Origin of the sequence: Streptantibioticus ferralitis (assembly GCF_029223525.1) — a bacterium.
Taxonomy (GTDB): Bacteria; Actinomycetota; Actinomycetes; order Streptomycetales; family Streptomycetaceae; genus Streptantibioticus_A; species Streptantibioticus_A ferralitis.
In genome coordinates this window covers 1-17011 of sequence record NZ_JARHTQ010000063.1, presented here as the reverse complement: position 1 = coordinate 17011, position 17011 = coordinate 1, and the positions used below count along the sequence as shown (strand labels likewise).

Below are 17011 nucleotides of genomic sequence, written 5' to 3'. Positions count from 1 at the left end.
CAGCGGCCGTTCTCTTGTACTTCGTGACTCGACATCTCGAAGCGTGGAGAACGGCCGCCTCCGCTGTCCCGGAAAGAACCGCAGATCAGCAGGTCGGGTGACCTGCGACGTTAAACGTCAAGCTCAGAAGCCATCCGCTTTCCGAACGTGACCGTTTGTTCGGGCCGGTCACCGCATGAACTCCGCTGGTCGGCGGGAAAGATGGGGTGGTTCGTCTGCTCGCGTCGCTCGTGTTGGGCCGATGAGCCGTCGAGCGGGGGTGCGGAGCCAGCCAGGGCCGCGGTGGTCGGGTCGGTGGTGCCACGGCGGGCCAAGGGCATCGGCGTGGAGGCTCTCGCACCGGAGTACCAGCAGATCGTGCGGGTTGTGGGTGCGGGAAAGTGCATCCATGCTGGTCAGACACCCCATGTCGTTTGAGGTCAAGCGGCATGGAGGTGTGCGTGGTGCGACCAGGCGGTCGCTTCGTCGTAGAGGGTGCGGGTCTTGGGACATCCGTGGAGGATGCCGACGAGGCGGTTGCCGACCTGCCGCAGGGCTGGGTTGTAACCGGCCTCGCGGGCACGTTGCTTGTCGTAGTAGCGGCGGGCGCCGGGCGAGGCCCGCAGGGCGGAGAACGCATGGGTCCGCAGGGCATCGGCGAGCCGGTTGTTGCGGACGTAGCGGGCCTGGACGGTGTGGCCGTCGCGTCGCTGTGGGGGCGCCGCGGAGGTAGAACACCCGGTCCGCAGCGGACCCCGCCCAGCACCTGCACCCCAGGCCATCCTGGCCGGCCAGGTGGCTGATCCGGGTCAGGTCGTAGCCGGAATCTGCGGGCCGACCCGGACGACGCCCAGCAACGCCGTCCACGCGCTCGCGCCCCATTCCAGCCCGGCAGCGAAGGAGTAGGGCCAACCCGGCAGGGTCTTGCGGGAGCCGTCGCAGCGGCAGGAGGCATAGCAGTGGCACCGCTCCGTGCCGTTCTCCGCGTCCGGGCGAGCCCACGGGGAGACAGCCACCGCGATCTTCAGCGGCCCGTCGTCTATCGGTTCCCACGCGGCGCCCAGCAGGCCGCCCAGGGCCTCAGTATTGATCTTTCCGCAGGCCAGCGCGTCGTACGGAGCGCCGTGTCCACGCCGGATGGCCTTCTCCTCACACAGCGCCATCAGCGACTCGACACCACCGCCCGCGGCCAGCACCGCGTCAGTCAGCTCGAACGGTTGCTCGGCTGGGGCTCCATGTACGGACCGATCGGCGCGGTGCCGGTACAGCTCGGGGACGTGGTCAAGACGAGCAGGGCGTTGCCGGCCTGGCCCGGCCGCCCCGCCTTGTGCTTCAAGGGACGGGTTACGGTGTGCTGAAGCCTGCGTCGACCGGCAGCGCGATCCCCGTGACGTAGCGGGCCTCGTCCGACACCAGCCAGGCGACCGCGCTGCTGACGTCACTCGCATCCAGCATCGTCACGTTGAGGATGTGCCCGACCTCGGCACCGGTGGTCGGCGGCTTGACGTGCACCGACTTCACCGCGTCGTTGATGAGCATCGGCGTCCGGACGCCGGTGGTGTGGATCGAGTTGACCCGGATGTTGTGCGCGCCGAGCCACCTCGCCCACGCCCGGGTCAGGCCGAGCAGCGCGTGTTTGGCGGCGACGTAGCCCTCGGCGCCGCCCGTCGGGCTGCCGATCTTGCCGCTCAGCCCCATCACCGAGCTGATCACGACGACGACCCCGCCCTTGTCGTACTCGATCATCTTGGGCGCCGCGGCGTGCACGGTGTTCCACGCGCCGATCGTGTTGATCTCGAGCTGGTCGCGGAACGCCTGCTCGTTGCTGGTCGACGGATGCGCCATGCCCACGCCCGCGTTGGCCACGAGGATGTCGAGGCTGCCGAGCTCCGTGGTGCCGCGTTCGACGGCCGCCCGCAGTGCCTCCGCGTCCCGTGTGTCGGCCTGCACCGCCACGACCCGGCGCCCGAGCTTCTCCACCTGGGCAACGGTCTCGGCGAGATCGTCCTCCGAGGCGAGGGAGTAGGCCAGGGTGTCGATGTTCTGGCAGATGTCCACCAGGATCAGGTCAGCGCCTTCCTCGGCGAGCCGCAGGGCGTGACTGCGGCCCTGCCCGCGGGCCGCACCGGTGATCATGGCGACCTTGCCGGTGAGTCGTTCGGTCATTGCTGCCATTCCCCCTCTCGTCCGTGCATCACACGAGCTGATCGACATAGATCGACTTCAGGACCTGGTACTCGGCGAGCCCCTCCGGGCCGAGCTCGTAGCCGAGCCCGCTGGCCTTCCGGCCGCCGAACGGCGCGACCGGGTCGTTGGCGTAACCGTTGACCCCGACGGAGCCGGTCTGGATCCGGCGGGCGAAGGCCAGGCCGCGCTCGGCGTCGGAGGTCCACACGGAGCCGCCGAGGCCGTAGTCGCTGTCGTTGGCTATCGCCACGGCTTCGTCCTCGTCGGCGTACGGAATGAGCGAGAGGACCGGCCCGAAGATCTCCTCCTGGGCGATCGCGGACTTGTTGTCCACGTCGGCGAAGACCGTCGCCTCGACGAACCAGCCGCGATCCGCCCCGGACGGGCGGCCGCCGCCGGTGGTGAGGCGGGCGCCGTCGCTCAGGCCCTTGGCGATGTAGGACTCGACCCGGTCCCGCTGCCGGGCCGACACCAGCGGGCCCAACTGGGTCGCCGGATCCAGCGGGTCGCCCACCACGAGCGCGCTCGCCATCGCGGTGACGGCGTCGACAAGTTCGTCGTACCGGGACCGGGGCGCCAGGATCCGGGTGCCGAGCCAGCAGACCTGGCCGTTGTTCAGCAGCGTGGCCCGGAAGAACCGATCCATCATGCCGGTGAGGTCGGCGTCCGCCAGCACGACCGCGGCGGACTTCCCGCCCAGTTCCAGCGAGACGGGCCGCAGCAGGCGGCCGCAGGCCTCCGCGATCGTCCGGCCGACGGCGGTCGAGCCGGTGAACGACACCTTGTCCACGCCGGGATGGCTGACCAGATAGCGGCCGACCGCCGGCCCGCCGGGGACCACGTTGATCAGCCCGGTCGGCAGCCCGACCGCCGCGGCGGCCTCCGCCATGTGGAACGCGTCGAGCACGGTCTCCGGAGCCGGCTTCAGCACCACCGAGCACCCAGCCGCCAGGGCCGGAGCGATCTTCATGAAGGTGATCCCCTGGGGCACGTTCCACGGGACGATCGCCGCGACCACGCCGACCGGCTCGGCGACGACGATCGCCTGGCCGCCGAACCTGCCGGGCCGGCGGTCCGCAGTCTCGGTCTCGGCAGCCAGCGCGGCGTAGTAGCGCAGCAGCAACGGCGGTGCCGAAGCCTCAAGTAAGCCAGCCAGGCTGATCGGCATGCCGTTCTGCAGGCTGACCCTCCGGGCGATCTCGGGGCCGTGGCCCTGCAGAGCCGTCGCAAACCGGTCCAGCGCCTCGGCCCGTGCCTGCGGCGTCCACGACCGCCATCCCGCCGGGTCGTCGAAGGCGGTCCGGGCCGCGGCGACGGCCGCGTCCACGTCCGCCGGGTACGCCTCCGGCACGCTGCCGACGAGTTCGCCCGTGCCTGCGGCGTGCACCTGGATCCGGTACTCCGTCTTCGGCGCGATCCATTCACCGCCGACGTAGAAATCGTTGTAGTCGATCGCCATGCGACCTCCGCGTGTCCTCGATAGGAATGGCCACCTCGTTTGCGCACGCCGGAAAGGGCGCAAGTCACCAGTGGGTGAGCACCACCTTGATCGCGCCCCCACGCGCCTGCGTCCGGATCACCTGGTTGATGTCGGCGAACGGCACCGTGGTGACGATGCGGTCGATCGGGAATCGCCCCTGCAGATGCTTGTCGAGCAGCCAGGGGATGAACTCGTGCGGATCGCTGTCGCCCTCTACGACGCCGACCACTGTCAGCCCGAGGATCTGACTCAGGCCAAGACTCAGCGGCAGCACGGCGGTCGGCTCGGCCGGGACGCCGAGCAGGGCGATGCTGCCCCGCTTGGCCATGGCCGGCACGACCTCGCCGAGCACCGTCGGCTTGGCGGTCGTGTCCACCGCGTACCGGACGCCCTGCGGCACTATCTCGCGGATCTGATCAGTGAGCTGCCCGGCCACCGGGTCGAGGACATGGGTCGCGCCGACGTCCTTCGCGGTCAGCCGCCGCGATTCGAGCGGCTCCGCCACGATGATGGTCTCCGCACCGGCGAGCACAGCGGCCATCACGGCGCTCAGGCCGACCGAGCCGCCGCCGAGGATCAGCACCGAGCCACCGGGCCTGACCTGCAGCGACCTCAGCACCGCCCCGGCCCCGGTCTGGATGCCGCAGCCCAGCGGCGCGGCCAGGGCTAGCGGCACCTCGGTGGAGATCTTCACCACGGACCTGGCGTTCGCCACGGCGTGCGACGCGAAGCTCGACTGGCCGAAAAAGTTCGAGCCGAGCGGTTCGCCGTCCAGCGTCAGCGTCCGGGTGCCGTCGATACGCGAGCCGACGAAGTTCCGGGCGATGAAGGTGTCGCAGTAGGAGGGCACGCCGTCACGGCAGTTGCGGCACTCGCCGCAACTGTTGAACGAAAGGCATACGTGGTCGCCGACCGAGAGGCCGGACACGCCGGCCCCCACGGAGCGCACGATGCCGCTCCCCTCGTGGCCCAGGACGCCGGGCAGCGGAAAGGGCGTGTGCCCATGCTGGACCGCCAGGTCGGTGTGGCACAGGCCGGAGCCGTGCAGCTCGACCAGCACCTCGTCCCGGCCCGGATCGACAAGCTCGACCTCCTTGAGGACGAACGGGGATCCGACCTGGTCGAGCACTGCTGCGGTGATGTTCATCTCGTGCGGGCTCCTCTACGCGGATCCGAGCGCGATGCGGACGAGGGCGTCGGCGTCAGCGGTCATCAGGTCGGTGTCGTCATCCTCAGGCGCCGCCGGGTCCGGGGCGTCGTCGGCCAGTGCCAGTACGGCATCGAGCAGGCCGGCGTCCCGGAGCTTGGTCAGGGGAACGGACAGCAGCTTGCGGCGGATCTCCTCGTCGGGTTCCCCCGCCGCTCCGCCGACCATGCCTTCCAGCAGGTCGGCGAGCTTGGCCGGGTTGGGATAGTCGAAGACGAGCGTCGCGGGTAGGGCGAGACCCGTCACCGCCTGCAGCCGGTTCCGCAGTTCGACAGCGGTCAGCGAGTCGAAACCGGCCTCCCGGAAGGCCAGCCCGGGGTCTACGTCAGCGCCGCTGCTGTGGCCCAGCACGGCCGCGGCGTGATCCCGGACCAGGGCGGTCAGATGGTTCCGCCGCGCGTCCGCCGGCATCGCTGCCATCCGCCCGGCGAACGCGGTCGCGTCGCTGTCGGCGCCGGGCTCGGCCACGCCCGGGCCGGCCTCCGGGAGCAGGGCGAACAGCCGACTCGGCCTGGCAAGCGAGAACGCGGGCGCGAACTTCGACCAGTCCATGTCGGAGACGGTCACCGTGGTCTCGTCGTCCTCGAGAACGCGCTGCATAGCGGTGATGGCCGGTTCGGGCTGCATCGGCAGCACGCCCAGCCGCATGAGGTAATCGCTGTTGCCGGTGTTGGCCGCGGCCATGCCGACCTCGGCCCAGGTGCCCCAGGCGATGGAGGTGGCGGTCCGGCCTTGCGAGCGCCGGTACTCGGCCAGGCTGTCCAGGCAGGCGTTGCCCGCCGCGTATCCACCCTGGCCGCTGCCACCCCACGAAGCGGCGCCCGAGGAGAACAGCACGAACGCGTCCAGCTTCAGACCGGCGGTCAGCTCGTCCAGCAGCAGTGCGCCAGTGACCTTCGCCCGCAGAGTCTCGTGCAACTTCGCCAGCGGAAGCGTCTCGACGGCCAGGGGTTCGTGCAGGATGCCGGCGGTGTGGACCACCGTCCGCAACGGCAGGTCAGCGGGGATACCGGCGAAGACCTCGGTCACCGCCGCCCGGTCGGCGACGTCGCCCGCGAGCACGCTCACCTTGGCTCCAGCGGATTCCAGCTCGGCCTGCAGCTCGGCCGCGCCCGGGGCCTCCGGACCACGCCGGGAGAGCAGCATCACGTGCTCCGCGCCCCGCTCGACCAGCCACCGGGCCACATACCCGCCCAGCCCGCCGGTGCCGCCGGTGACCAGCGCTGTTCCGCTGGTCCGCCACGGCTTGCCCGTGCCCCGGCCGGGAGCACGCACCAGGCGGCGAGCCAGCACACCCGAGGCGCGTACCGCGAGTTGGTCCTCACCGTGGTCCCCTGACAGCACACCCGCCAGCCGCTTGACCGTCGACGGGACGAGATCCTCGGGCAGGTCGACCAGGCCGCCCCACAGGCCGGGCAGTTCCAGGGCCGCGACCCGGCCCAGCCCCCAGACCCCGCCCTGCCACACGTCCCTGACCTGCTCGCCCGGGCGCACCGCGACCGCTGCGCGGGTGACCACCCACAGCGGCATGGTCAGCCCCGACTGCCGCAGCCCCTGCACCAATTGCAGCGTCGCCGCCACCCCGGCCTCGTCGCCGCCGGACAGCGACACGACGCCGGTGCAGCCGGCCCCGGCCAGCGCGAGTTGCTCGGCGTCGACCGCCTCGGGGCCGAGCACCGACACATCCGGGCCCAGCGACTCCAGCACCGCGGCAGCCCACGGGTCGTCGCCGTCCGGAACGATCGCCAGCCAGCGCTGCGTCAGGGCCGTGTCCGGCCGGACGCTGTCGACGGGGACCCACTGCTGGCGGTAGCACCAGTCATCGGACACCGCCTCCCGGAGGCGTCGCTCACGCCAGCGCAGCAGGGCCGGGAGCACACCCGACAGCACGTCTTCCTCGACACCGAGCGAGCGGGCCAGCTGTCCGGCGTCGCCCTCGACCGACTCCCAGAACAGGGCGTCCACCGGGTCGCGGCCCGACCCCCGCTCCGGCAACACCCGCGGCCAGTAGCGGCGGCGCTGGAACGCATACGTCGGCAGGTCCACCCGCGGCGCGCGGCGCCCGGCAAACAGAGCGTCCCAGTCGACCGACCCGCCCCGCACGTACAGCTGCGCCAACGCATGCAGCACGACCGGCAGGCCGGCGCGGTCGCCGCGTTGCAGGGCCACCGCGGTGGCCTCGGGCAGGCCGTTGTGCTCGACCAGACCGGACAACACCGCGTCGGGGCCGGCCTCCACGAAGGTGTCCACCCCGCGCTCGGCCAGCCAGCGCAGCCCGTCGGCGAACCGAACCGTGGACCGGACCTGCTCCACCCAGTACTGCGGGCCTGCCATATCCGCTGGCGCGCCGGTCACGTTCGACACGACGGGAATCACCGGTTCGGCGAAGGCCAACTGTGCGAGCTCCGCAGCGAAATCGTCGAGCATCGGATCCATCAGGGCGGAATGGAAGGCGTGCGACACCCGCAACCGCCGCGTCCGCCGGCCCAGCGCCGCGAAGTGTTCCGTCACCGCGTTCACGGTGTCCTCCGGGCCCGCGACGACCAACGACTCGGTCGCATTGACCGCCGCGATCGACACACCGCCAGTGAGCTGGGCGGTTATCTCCGACTCGGTCGCGGCGATGGCGGCCATCGCCCCGCCGGCCGGCAGAGCCTGCATCAAGCGGGCCCGGGCGGTGACCAGCCGGCACGCGTCCGGCAGCGAGAACACGCCGGCCACGTGGGCGGCAGCGACCTCACCGATCGAGTGTCCTAGCAGATAGTCCGGCTCGACGCCCCAGGACTGCAGCACCCGGAATAACCCGACCTCGATCGCGAACAGCGCCGGCTGCGCCCATCCGGTCTGGTTGAGCAGTTCTGGATCGCCGCCCCACAGCACGTCCCGCAACCGACCGCCGAGATGCCGGTCGAGCTCGTCGGCCGCCTCGTCGAACGCGGCCGCGAACACCGGCGACTGCTCATGGAGCAGGTGTCCCATGCCGAGCCGCTGCCCGCCCTGACCGGTGAACAAAACCGCCACCCCGCGGCGCGTACGGGCCACCCCTTCGATCACGTTCGCGGCCGGTTCCCCGGCAGCGAGCGCCCGCAGGCCAGCGGTGAGCTCGTCGCGGTCCGCACCGAGGACGACCGCCCGGTGCTCGAACAGCGACCGGGAGGTCAGCAGCGAACGGCCCACCTCGGCGACGGTCAGATCGGGGTCGGCCAGTACCCGTTCCAGCAAGCGCCCGGCCTGCCCGGCCAGCGCCTTCGCGGACCGGCCCGACACCACCCACACCGTCTCGGCGCCCGGCGTCGCCTCTGGCTCGGCGTCCGCGGGCTCGGCGTCGTTCACGACGTCGGGGGTGGGCGCCGCTTCGAGGATCAGGTGTGCGTTGGTGCCCGAGATGCCGAACGAGGAGACACCCGCGCGGTGGGGACGCCCGGTCTGCGGCCACGGCACCGGCTCGGTCAGCAGCCGTACCTGGCCTTGGTTCCAGTCGACGTGCGAGGTGGGTTGGTCCGCGTGCAGGGTGCGCGGTAGCACCCCGTGGCGCATCGCCTGCACCATCTTGATCACACCGGCTACCCCGGCCGCCGCCTGAGTGTGACCGATGTTGGACTTCACCGTGCCCAGCCACAGTGGCTGGTCCTCGGGCCGGTCCTGGCCATAAGTGGCCAGCAGCGCCTGCGCTTCGATCGGGTCTCCCAGCGTCGTGCCGGTGCCGTGCGCCTCCACCGCGTCGACCTCGGCGGGGGAGAGTCCGGCGACCGCCAGGGCGTGCCGGATCACCCGCTGCTGCGACGGCCCGTTCGGGGCGGTCAGCCCGTTTGACGCACCGTCCTGGTTCACCGCGCTCGATCGCACCACCGCGAGAACCGGGTGGCCGTTGCGCTGGGCGTCCGAAAGCCGTTCCAGCACCACGACACCGGTACCCTCGCCGAATCCGGTGCCGTCGGCGGCCTCGGCGAATGCCTTGCAGCGGCCGTCACCGGCCAGGCCGCCTTGGCGGGTGAACTCGACGAACGTGCCGGGGGTGGCCATCACGGTGACGCCGCCGGCTAGCGCGAGGGTGCTTTCGCCGGTGCGTAGGGACTGCCCGGCCCAGTGCATGGCGACCAGTGACGAGGAGCATGCGGTGTCGATGGTGGCGGCGGGGCCTTCGAGACCGAGGACGTAGGCGATGCGGCCGGACAGGACGCTCTGCGCGCTGCCGGTCATCAGCTGGGCGGGGGGCTCGTCGGTGGCCTGGGCGACGATGTCGCCGTAGCCGGAGTGGTAGCTGCCGATGAACACGCCGGTGGGGCTTGCGGCGAGGGTGGCCGGGTCGATTCCGGCGTGTTCGAGGGCTTCCCAGGCGACTTCGAGGACCAGCCGCTGCTGTGGGTCCATCGAGAGGGCTTCGCGGGGGGAGATCCCGAAGAAGCCTGCGTCGAAGTCGGCCGCTGCGGTCAGGAATCCGCCCTCGCGGGCAACCGAGGTGCCGGGGCGGCTGCCTGACGGGTCGAACAGTGTGTCGAGGTTCCAGCCGCGGTCGGCGGGGAACGGGGACATCGCGTCGCTGCCGGTGGCGATCAGGTCCCACAGGTCGTCCGGGCTGGTCACCCCGCCGGGGAAGCGGCAGGCCATGCCGACGACCACGATCGGGTCGTCGGTCACCGAGACCAGCGTTGGCAGCGCCTGCCGGACGGCGGTCTCGGTGGCGTGGCCTAACTGCTCGGCGAGGTGGGCCGCCAGCCGGGTTGCGTTCGGGTAGTCGAAGACCAGGGTGGCGGGCAACGCCAGCCCGGTCGCTGTTTGCAGTCGGTTGCGTAGTTCGACCGCGGTCAGTGAGTCGAAGCCGGCCTCGCGGAACGCCTGGGCAGGGTCGACATCGTTCCCGCCGCTGTGGCCGAGGACGATGGCGACGTGGTCGCGGACTAGGGTGAGCAGGTGCTGGCCGCGTTGCTGGGTGGTGAGTCCGGCCAACTGCTGGGCGAGGCCGTCGGGTTGCTGGTGGTTGCCGGCCGTGGCTCGCCGTGGCCGGGCGCCGACCAGTGCCCGGAGCATGACCGGCAAGTCGGGCTGGCCTCGCAACGCGGGGGTGTCGAGCCGGGCCAGGGCCACCAGTGGGATGTCCGCGATGACGGCCTGGTCGAACAGGTGCATGCCCTGGGCCACCGATAGGGGTGGCATTCCCGAGCGTTCCAGTCGGTGGATGTCGGCTTCCGACAGCGTGCCGGTGAGCCCGACTTCGGGGGTCCACGGGCCCCAGGCCATCGACACACCGGGCAGGCCGTCGTGTCGGCGTTGGGTGATCAGGGCGTCGAGGAACACGTTCCCGGCCGCGTAGTTGCCTTGTCCTGGGCTGCCGATCAGGCCGGACATCGAGGAGAACACCGCGAACAGCGACAGGTTCATGTCCCGGGTCAGTTCGTGCAGGTGCCAGGCGGCGTCCACCTTGGGCGCCAGCACCGGATGGATCCGGTCGGCGGTCAGCGAGGAGATCACGCCGTCATCGACGATGCCCGCGGTGTGTACAACTGCGGTTAGTGGGTGCTCGGTTGGGATGCTGGCCAGGACGCGGGCGAGGGCGTCGCGATCGCTGACGTCGCATGCCTCGACGGTGACCCGGGCTCCGTGCCCGGACAGTTCCTCGACCAGGTTCTCGGCCCCTGGGGCCTGCATTCCGCGTCGCGACAGCAGCACCAGATCCCGTACGCCGTGGGTCGTGACCAGGTGCCGGGCCACCTCGCTGCCCAGGCCGCCGGTACCCCCGGTGACCAGGACCGTGCCCGTGCCGACGAGCTGCTGCCGTACGGTCAGCACGATCTTACCGACGTGCCGGGCCTGGCTCATGTACCGGAACGCCTCAGGCGCCCGCCGCACATCCCACTCGACGACCGGAAGGGGTTGCAGGATCCCGGCCTCGAAGAGACGGACCAGCTCGGCGAGCATCTGCTGGAGCCGTTCCGGGCCCGATTCCACCAGGTCGAAGGAGCGGTAGCGGACGCCGTCGTAGTGGGCGGCCACTTCGTCGGTCTGCCGGAGGTCGGCCTTGCCCATCTCGATGAACCGGCCACCGTTCGGCATCAGCCGCAGCGACGCGTCGATGAAGTCGCCGGTGAGGGAGTTGAGCACGACATCCACACCACGACCGTCCGTGGCCTGTAAGAACGCGGCTTCGAAGTCCAGCGACCGGGACGACGCCAGGTGACGGTCGTCGATCCCCCGTGCCCGCAGCAGATCGCGCTTGCCGTCACTGGCGGTCGTGTAGACCTCGGCGCCCAGGTGCTTCGCCAGCTGGATCGCGGCCATGCCCACACCACCGGCACCGGCGTGCACCAAGGCCCGCTCACCCGACCGCAGTTCGGCCAGGTCCACCAGGGCGTAGTACGCGGTCAGGAAGACCGTCGGCATGGAGGCGGCCGTCGCGAACGACCAGCCCGCCGGGATCGGCACGACCAGCCGCCGGTCGGTCACCACCACCGAGCCGAACCCGCCGTCGGTGATACCCATGACCCGGTCACCCACCCGCAGGTCCGACACGTCCGGGCCCACTTCGGTGACCACACCCGCGACCTCGCTGCCCAGCAGCTCGTCCGGGTCGGGATACAGGCCCAGGGCGTTGAGGACGTCGCGGAAGTTCAGGCCCGCGGCACGGACCCGGATGCGGATCTCGCCGCTGCCGAGCTCCTGCTCGGCCTGCGGGAACGGCACCAGCCGCAGGTTCTCCAGGGTGCCCTTCGCGAGCGAGTCCAGGTGCCACGCGCCCGTACGCGGCATGGCCAGGTCGGCATCGACCCGCGACAGCCGGGCGCCGCACACCGTACCGGCCCGGATCGCCAGTTGTGTGTCGCCGCAAGCCAGTGCCGCGGCGAGCAGGCCCGCCGAGACGTCGGCGGCGGGGTCGGTGTCGATCAGCGTGATCCGGCCCGGGTGCTCCGCCTGCGCCGAGCGCACCAGGCCCCAGGCCGTGGCGGCGGCCAGATCGGCCACCGCCTCCCGGGGGCCGGCGCCGACCGCACCGCGGGTCAGCACCAGCAGCGTCGAGCCGGCGAACCGGTCGTCTCCCAGCCAGGACTGCAACTGCTCCAGGAGCCACCGGCTGCACCGGTGTGCCGCCTCCACCACCGGACCGTCCTGGGTCGACACGGCCAGCACCACCGGCAGGCCGGAGTCCGGCCGCACCTCGTCGAGACTCTGGCGGGTCGGCACGCCCGGCAGCCACGGCACCTGGGCGTCCGGGCCCGCCACCACGGCGCTGAGCACCGTGTCGAGGCCGCCGGTCTCCCGGGCCTCGGCCTTCAGTTCGGTCCACTCAACGGCCAGCACAGTCTCGTCCTGGCCGTCGCTGGCGGCGGTCAGCGCCTGCGGCGTCAACGGGCGCATCACCAGCGACTCCAGCGACAGCACCGCGCCGCCGGCCGCGTCCGTGACCAGAACCGACAGCGAATCCGGGCCGGTCCGTGTCAGGCAGGCCCGTACCCGGGTCGCCCCGGAGGCGTGCAGCACCACATCCCCGAAGCTGAACGGCAACCGGCCAAACTCCGCGGGCTCCAGGTCCACGAAGAGCGAAGCGTGCAGCACCGCATCGAGCAGTCCCGGGTGGATACCGAACGCTCCGGCCCGGCCCCACTGCTGCTCCGGCAGAGCCACCTCGGCGAAGATCCGGCCGTCGAGGCGCCATGCCCGGGCCAGGCCCTGGAACGACGGCCCGTAGGCGAAACCACCGTCGGCGATCTCCTCGTAGATGCCGTCAGTGTCCAGCGCCTCCGCGCCGACCGGCGGCCACACACCGGCCAGAGCAGCGAACGCGGACCCCTCGGCCCCTCCGGTCACACCCTCGGCCGCCTCCTCGACGACACCGCTGGCGTGCCGGGACCAGGACTGTCCGCTCCCCGCATCAGGACGCGCGAACACCGTCACCGGACGGCGCCCGTCCGTCAACTCACCCACCACGACCTGGACTTGAACGCCACCACGCTCCGGAAGCACCAACGGCGCCTCCACGATCAACTCCGCGACCCGCCCACACCCGACCACATCAGCCGCATGGACCACCAACTCCACAAAACCGGTCCCCGGGAACAGCACCACACCCTGAACCGCGTGATCCGCCAACCACGGCTGCGATGCCACCGACAACCGCGAAGTGAACACCACCCCGCCACCATCAGGAGACGACAACACCGCACCCAGCAACGGATGCTCCACCGCCACCAGACCCGCAGCAGCCACATCAGCAGCCACCACACCACCCTCAGGCCAGTAACGCCGCCGCTGGAACGCATACGTCGGCAGATCCACCCACCTCGGCCTCCGCCCAGCGAACAACCCGTCCCACGTCACCGGCACACCCTGCACGAACAGGCTCGCCGCGGAGAGCAGCAGCCGGACCTGGCCGCCCTCGTTGCGGCGCAGCGTGCCGCTGACCACGGCGTCCTCGCCGAGGGTCTCCTGCACCGGCATCGTCAGTACCGGATGCGGGCTGACCTCGACGAACGCCGAATAGCCGTCAGCGGCCAGCGCGCGGACGGTGTCCTCGAAGCGCACGGTCTGGCGCAGATTGCGGTACCAGTAACCGGAATCCAGCTCAGTGGTGTCGATCAGCGCGCCGGTCACCGTCGAGTACATCGGCACTGAGCCCGACGCCGGAGTAACGGCGGACAGGTCCCGGGCCAGTCGTTGCTCGATCTGTTCGACCGCCGCCGAGTGCGAGGCGTAGTCCACCGGGACCCGCCGCGCCCGCACCTCGATGCTCTCGCAGTGGGCGAGGAATTCGTCCAGCGCGGCCGGCACGCCGGAGACGACGACCGAGCCGGGGCCGTTGATCGTCGCCACCGACAGCCGGTCGCCCCAGCGGTCGATCAGCTCTTGTGCCTGGTCCACCGGCAAGGGCACGGCAACCATTCCGCCGACTCCGGCCAGTTCCTCGGCGATCGCCCGGCTGCGCAGCGCGACCACCCGGGCGCCGTCGGAGAGGGACAGCCCACCCGCGACGCAGGCCGCGGCGATCTCGCCCTGCGAATGGCCCACCACCGCCGCGGGCCGGACACCCAGCGACTGCCAGACCCGTGCCAGCGACACCATCACCGCCCACAGGGCGGGCTGCACGACGTCGACGCGGGCGAGCGCGACCGGGTCGCGCAGGGCGTCCAACAGTGACCAGTCGACGAACTCGCCGAGTGCGTCGGCGCACTCGGCGAGGGCATCGGCGAACACCGGCGACGACTCCAGCAGCTCGGTGGCCATCCCGACCCACTGCGCACCCTGGCCCGGGAAGACGAACACCACCTGGTGGCCGGGCCGGGCAACGCCTTCGATCATGGTGGCGGACGGCACCCCGGCGGCCAGCGCGCGCAGCCCGGCCGTCAGCTCGTCGCGGTCGGTACCCACGATCACGGCGCGGTGCTCGAACAGCGACCGGGACCGCAGCAGCGACCACGCCACACCAGCGGTGTCCAGTTCCGCGTCGTGCTCCACCTGCTCCAGCAGCCGCTCGGCTTGCCCTGCCACCGCCGCGGCGGACCGGCCCGACACCACCCACACTGTCCCGGCGCCCAGGGCATCGCCCGGCTCGCCGCCAGCGTTCTCGCCGTCGGGGCGCTCACTGTCGGGGGCGGCTTCCAGGATCAGGTGCGCGTTGGTGCCGGAGACGCCGAAGGATGACACGCCGGCTCGGCGCGGACGCCCGTTCTGCGGCCATGCCACCGCCTCGGTCAGCAGTCGCACCTGGCCCTGGCTCCAGTCCACCTGAGTGGTCGGCTCGTCCACGTGCAAGGTGCGCGGCAGCACGCTGTGGCGCATCGCCTGGACCATCTTGATCACACCGGCCACACCGGCCGCCGCCTGCGAGTGGCCGATGTTGGACTTCACTGTCCCCAGCCACAGCGGCTGATCCTCGGCCCGGCCCTGACCGTAGGTCGACAGCAGCGCCTGAGCCTCGATCGGATCACCCAGCCGCGTACCGGTGCCGTGCGCCTCCACCACGTCCACGTCGGTCGGGGACAGCCCGGCCGCGGCCAGCGCCTGGCGGATCACCCGCTGCTGCGACGGTCCGTTCGGGGCGGTCAGGCCGTTCGACGCGCCGTCCTGGTTCACCGCGCTCGACCGCACCACGGCGAGCACGCGGTGCCCGTTGCGGCGGGCGTCGGAGAGCCGTTCCAGGACGACCACCCCGGCGCCCTCGGACCAGCTCGTCCCGTCCGCCGCCTCCGCGAACGCCTTGCACCGGCCGTCGCCCGCCAGCCCGTCTTGGCGGGTGAACTCCACGAAGCCAGCCGGGCTCACCAGCACGTTCACGCCGCCGGCCAGGGCCAGAGAACACTCTCCCGAGCGCAGCGCCTGCCCGGCCCAATGCATCGCCACCAGCGACGACGAGCACGCCGTGTCGACGGTCACCGCCGGACCTTCCAGCCCCAGGGTGTACGCCAACCGGCCCGAGATCACACTCAGCAGTCCGCTGGTCAACCGATGGCTCTCGGTCTCGGCCAGGCCCTCGATCGCCTCTGGGTAACCCGACCAAGACGCTCCGACGAAGACGCCGGTAGCCGTACCGGCCAGGGTCGCCGGGTCGATCCCGGCATGCTCGAGCGACTCCCAGGCCACCTCGAGCAGCAGCCGCTGCTGCGGATCCATCGCCAGGGCCTCGCGAGGTGAGATCCCGAAGAAGCCGGCGTCGAACTCCACCGCCGACTCGACGAAGCCGCCCTCGCGGGTGGATGTCGTGCCCGGCGCACCTGCGGGGTCGTACAGCCCGTCGACGTCCCAGCCGCGGTCCGCAGGGAAGACTGACACCGCGTCGGTGCCCGAGGCCACGAGGTCCCACAGGTCGTCCGGTCCCGCCACCCCGCCCGGATAACGACACGCCATGCCCACGATGGCAAGAGGCTCGTCCCGCCGGCTCTTGATCTCGTTCAGCTGCCGCTGCGCCTCACGCGAGTTCGCCACGGCCATCTTGAGATAGGAACGAAGCTGTTCTTCACTGGCCATTGAAGGTAAGACCTCGCTATATCAGTTGTCACTCGTGGTCAGAAGTCGACAGGGAATCGGACGTCCAACCGCTGTCGTGGTCGACCATGGAGAACAGCTCGTCGTCGGAGGCAGCCTCGATGTCGTCGCACTGCGCGGCGGACGATCCGTTGACGACCTCAAGCACCTGCCGCAGGATGACTTCCAGCTGGTCGCGGACCGCCGGGTTGGCGGCGAACGCCTGCAGCCGCTCCTTCAGAGCGAGCAGCCCGGTTGACCCCAAGCCCCCGGCGGGTTCGTTGATGCCCAGCTGCTCGGTCAGATGGTCGATGAGCTTGCTGGGGCTGGGGTAGTCGAAGACGAGCGTCGCGGGAAGGGCGAGGCCGGTGATCTTCTGCAGCCGGTTGCGCAGCTCGACCGCGGTGAGCGAGTCGAAGCCGGCCTCGCGGAACGCCAGGGTGGGGTCGATGTCGTTGCCGCTGCCGTGACCCAGCACCGCGGCGGTGTGCTCCCGGACGAGAGTGCTCAGGTGTCCGCGCCGCTGCTCAGGCAGCATCGCTGCCATCCGTGCGGCAAACTCCGTGCCCTCGGCGTCGTGTTCGGCTGTCTCCGGGGCCGGAGCGGCTTCGGGAAGCAGGGCGAAGAGGTTGCTGGGGCGGGCCAGGGTGAACGCCGGGACGAACTTGCCCCAGTCCATGTCGGAGACGGTGACCGTCGTCTCGTCGTCCTCGAGGACGCGCTGCAGCGCGGTGATGGCGAGTTCGGGCGCCATGGCCGAGACGCCGAGGCGCTGCAGGTACTCATTGCCTTCGACGCTGCCCGCGGCCATCCCGACTTCGGCCCAGGTGCCCCAGGCGATGGAGGTGGCGGTCCGGCCTTGCGAGCGCCGGTACTCGGCCAGGCTGTCCAGGCAGGCGTTGCCCGCCGCGTATCCACCCTGGCCGCTGCCGCCCCATGAGGCCGCGCCCGAGGAGAACAGCACGAACGCGTCCAGCTCCAGACCGGCGGTCAGCTCGTCCAGCAGCAGTGCGCCGCTGGCCTTGACCCGCAGCTCGTCATGCAACTGGTCGAGCGTCAAGGACTCCACCGGCGTCAGCGTGCTGCCCACCCCGGCGGCGTGCACCACGGTCCGCAACGGCAGGTCGGCCGGTATGCCAGCGAAGACCTCGGTCATCGCCGCCCGGTCGGCCACGTCGCAGGCGAGCACGCTCACCCGCGCTCCGGTC

6 protein-coding genes and 1 pseudogene are annotated in these 17011 nt (G+C 71.2%); all 7 read right to left on the bottom strand.

Annotation, left to right across the window (positions count from 1 at the left end; genetic code table 11):
• Nucleotides 1-419: 419 nt before the first annotated feature.
• Nucleotides 420-761, bottom strand: a complete 342-nt coding sequence (locus tag P2L57_RS39165) for a hypothetical protein (RefSeq protein WP_275823246.1) — start codon at nt 759-761, stop codon at nt 420-422.
• Nucleotides 762-788: 27 nt separating this feature from the next.
• Nucleotides 789-1175 carry a hypothetical protein gene (locus P2L57_RS39160; RefSeq protein ID WP_275823243.1) on the bottom strand — a complete coding sequence of 129 codons (387 nt, stop codon included), beginning with the start codon at nt 1173-1175 and terminating at the stop codon, nt 789-791.
• 148 nt (nt 1176-1323) lie between these two features.
• Nucleotides 1324-2145 carry a mycofactocin-coupled SDR family oxidoreductase gene (locus P2L57_RS39155; protein ID WP_275823241.1) on the bottom strand — a complete coding sequence of 274 codons (822 nt, stop codon included), beginning with the start codon at nt 2143-2145 and terminating at the stop codon, nt 1324-1326.
• A gap of 28 nt (nt 2146-2173) precedes the next feature.
• Nucleotides 2174-3625: an aldehyde dehydrogenase gene (locus P2L57_RS39150; protein WP_275823239.1), complete on the bottom strand. Its 1452-nt coding sequence runs from the start codon at nt 3623-3625 to the stop codon at nt 2174-2176.
• 64 nt (nt 3626-3689) lie between these two features.
• Nucleotides 3690-4793, bottom strand: coding sequence for an NAD(P)-dependent alcohol dehydrogenase (locus P2L57_RS39145; protein ID WP_275823238.1), 1104 nt, complete (start codon nt 4791-4793; stop codon nt 3690-3692).
• 234 nt (nt 4794-5027) lie between these two features.
• Nucleotides 5028-15764, bottom strand: a pseudogene (locus P2L57_RS39140) (type I polyketide synthase); the annotation flags it as partial.
• A gap of 70 nt (nt 15765-15834) precedes the next feature.
• The coding region (locus tag P2L57_RS39135; RefSeq protein WP_275823233.1) for a type I polyketide synthase at nt 15835-17011 on the bottom strand (1177 nt) is incomplete at its 5' end.